The sequence below is a fragment of the Photobacterium phosphoreum genome, from assembly GCF_002954725.1.
GTDB classification, from domain to species: Bacteria; Pseudomonadota; Gammaproteobacteria; order Enterobacterales; family Vibrionaceae; genus Photobacterium; species Photobacterium phosphoreum.
The window spans coordinates 980417-983629 of sequence record NZ_MSCQ01000002.1; the positions used below are offsets into that span (position 1 = coordinate 980417).

Annotated in this window: 4 protein-coding genes and 1 pseudogene; 3 read left to right on the forward strand and 2 right to left on the reverse strand. The window is 38.7% G+C overall.

Annotated features, from left to right (window positions below; all coding sequences use genetic code 11):
* From BTO21_RS16290 to BTO21_RS16300, 3 genes are all read left to right on the forward strand, one after another.
* A partial coding sequence (locus BTO21_RS16290; RefSeq protein ID WP_170064527.1) for a hypothetical protein occupies positions 1–379 on the forward strand: 379 nt, incomplete at its 5' end.
* A complete protein-coding gene (locus BTO21_RS16295; protein WP_045028207.1) occupies positions 379–1206 on the forward strand; it encodes a hypothetical protein in 828 nt (275 codons plus the stop codon). The genes BTO21_RS16290 and BTO21_RS16295, both read left to right, overlap by 1 nt.
* On the forward strand, positions 1206–1982 hold the full coding sequence (locus BTO21_RS16300) for a DUF6339 family protein (RefSeq protein WP_045028205.1): 777 nt from the start codon (positions 1206–1208) through the stop codon (positions 1980–1982). Before BTO21_RS16295 ends, BTO21_RS16300 begins: the two co-directional genes overlap by 1 nt.
* 455 nt (positions 1983–2437) lie before the next feature.
* Here BTO21_RS16300 and BTO21_RS16305 read toward each other — a convergent pair.
* Together BTO21_RS16305 and BTO21_RS20175 are read right to left on the reverse strand one after the other, a co-directional pair.
* A pseudogene (locus tag BTO21_RS16305) lies at positions 2438–3013 on the reverse strand (LlaJI family restriction endonuclease); the annotation flags it as partial.
* 15 nt (positions 3014–3028) lie between these two features.
* Positions 3029–3213 (reverse strand): hypothetical protein (locus BTO21_RS20175; RefSeq protein WP_211298258.1); only part of this gene is annotated, 185 nt, incomplete at its 5' end.

Here is a 3213-nt window from a genome sequence, read left to right on the forward strand (position 1 = left end):
TGGCAGTGGTATCGGCGGCAGTAGCGGTGGTATCGGCGATGATGGCGGTAAAAATTTGCCCCGAAAGAAAAAACATGTTGCAGCAAGTGATTTCCGAATAATACCGAGCTCTGTACCAGGCGAATACCGACTGTGGATGACTGCTGAAGGGACTGGCACAGTTAATTTGAAACTGACAGCAACAGGAATACAGAAAGAAGAGCTACTTTATGTTACTGAATCTAAAAAAATCAAAAACAGTAATGAGGTGACAACTAAAGCAGGTTCGTTAGAAATAGACGCTAAAAAAGGTGAGCGCATATGCATTTCATTGACATTAAAACAGAAGTACACAGGGCCTATTAACGTGAAATCACTATTAAAAGGTGAGATGGCATAATGAAAATCAAAGACGACGCAACGTATCCACACCCTGTATTAAGAAAATATTCTGATGACTATCAAACAGGCAACTTTGATATTGAATATCATATAGACACTAAAGGTAGTTCTATTCTATGTACAGTGTTACTTGACGAACCACATATAGCAAATCTTGTAAACGATAAGCTAGCTAAAATAGGTGTTTTTATCACCTGTGAAGATACTAGTTATAAGAATTTTTTCGAGCTGAAAAATGTAGCAACCCAGCAAGGACTGGACTTCAGTCCAAGAAACTTCAAAGGCGCAGTTTCTTTAAGAGCTATCGTTTTTAGTACAAAAACCATATGTGATTATGAGCCAAGTAACCTTCACCAAGAGCTGGCAGATATCAAGTGGATGATTGAAAAAGGTGAGCTGCTTGCTTTCTCTCCAGAGAAAAGGTTTTATGCTAGCAACGCCAAGCTGCAACCAACAGAAACCATTTTTATGTTTACCGAAAGGGATGACATTGAGGAGGGAATAGTGCGAATCAACTTGGAAGAAGAAAAAATCGCAATCGAAGTAAATCGCAAGAGCCTTGATCGGATCAATGAAATGCGCGCGACAATAACAGGAAAGCAACTAATGTTGAATAGCGTATATCTTCCAGCTGTAATGGAAGTACTGAGTCAGTTATCACAAGATACTGGACTGTATGAGAATAAAGCATGGTATTCAGTTTTTCATGATAAGTGTACCTACCTAGGAATTGATATAACTGCGTCTTCACCATTAGAGGACGCCCAAAAAATACTACAACAACCTCTGTCATTGTTGTTAAATAACAAAGAGTTAATAAAATAATGGCACTAGAAAACCTAAAATACCTGTCAGAGAAAGAACATGAAAACTTACTGAATCAATATCAGCATAACAAGGACAAGTACCTAAATGGTGATTTCAAAGAGTTCATAAATTCTTATGGCTGGAATATGGAAGTCAAGAATATTCAAGTCGACTTTCAGTATTTTAAACATTTAGATGCAAGTTCAGATTCGTCGGAACTTGATGTAGAGAACTCACTTGCTGTGTGGAGAGCGCTGAGAAATATATCCCCAACCGTTGCCACTGACAGTCGAGTCTGGACGCGCATTTCTCATTCAGAAGGATTTGAGTTTACAAGGAAGCGCTGGCTTCTACTCCGTACATTCAAAACTGACAAAGAGGTTAACACCTCAATAAGGAAGCATTTTTTTGCCACCGGACGAACTCAATACCGAGACGATAATGCTATTGCTCGGTTATGGTGGAGCGCTTGGATTGCGCACCAAGTCAACCCAGACAACCCTCGATTTGTGTTAGAGACACTATTCAACAGAGCCGATACGCGCTCAAATATCATTGAACGGCCAGGAATAGCAACAAGATCAAAGCTAGTTAAGCCACTAATAGAAGTGATAGATCAGCACTGGCCTCTGAATGAGCGGGAAGTGCGTGAATTCATGATCGCGGTAAACTTATATGGCGGTGGAATTGTTTTCGAAGCTCTCTCTGTCTCTGATATCGATAATTTTTTGGAAAAGTGCCTGGCCATCGGGCGTAAAAAGGCTTCCGAAAAGAAAACAACAAATAAAAAATGAGTAAATATTTAAATTAACTTCGGCAAGGAAATTGGGATAGTGAGCAAACTTAATTACTGATGATATGAGTACCTTTGCTCGGTGAGATACTCACACATCTAATCTGTTCACATTTACGTGAAACTAAATGATCAGAGTATTAAACCTTATTAAGCATGAGTTAAAATATTATCCGCAGTAGAGACCGTACTGAATCGTTCAAATCAAGGGAAGCCCCCTTGATTTGAAATTTAATTAACTACTACATAATAAACAATTAATTAAGCTTTTCAGTTTATTGCCACTGACATAGTGTTCAATCAGCTCAATAGGATCTAAATACAGGCAATAAATCGGAAGATAACTATCATCTTCAAGTACCTTATTCGTTCGATTTTGCATATGAGCTGAAATTAGTGGTCCTTTACCGAGAAAAACAAACGCATTACTAACGATAGCTTCAATACTATAAACTTTCAGAGCTGTCGCATAAAAAATTGCTTTACCAAATCTGGCCAGCTAGGTGCGCTACCAAGTTCCTGAGTACCATAATATTTAGCATCAACAACAGCGAAAATATTACTATCCGGAAGCCTTAAAACAGTATCAGTTCGTTGCCCTTTCGAAGCTGCAGGCTTTATCGTACCATCCTCAAATTTATAAGCTGGAATTGAAAATAATTGATTAACTGGAAAATTCCATATCAATGATTTATCTAGCATGTGCACCCACATGCCATGGAAGTGCTGAAACCCGATCACGAAATCACTAGCCTCACGTCCACGTTGGAACTGAAGGTATTCACACTGCAACTTTAAAAGACGAATTTCACTTTCAGAAAAAACAGACATCAATTCAGAATTAAGAACACGAATCTGATTAGAAATATTACCCTTAGGTGTTGCTACATTCTGAATATCTAATGAAACAGATGTATCTGAGCCAGTAATCATCCATCCAAAAACCGCATCAAGTTCACGTATTACGCTAGCGTGTATACGTGAGATTTCACAATCAGACACATAACAGCGCCTAGTACCATACACGTCAAGATAAACTGGCCCTCCTTATCTAGGAAAAGGATCTTGGCTCGAGATAGTACGCTTCCAATCAGGTTTACCTGTATTTAACACCCGTTTAGATAACCGACGAGAATATAAGCCATTCGAACAGAAATATTCAAACTGTAGCCCCTTGTTGCAACCATTTAGAAATGTCACACAGTTCTGCAAGTTAGAAATGTCACTTTTCT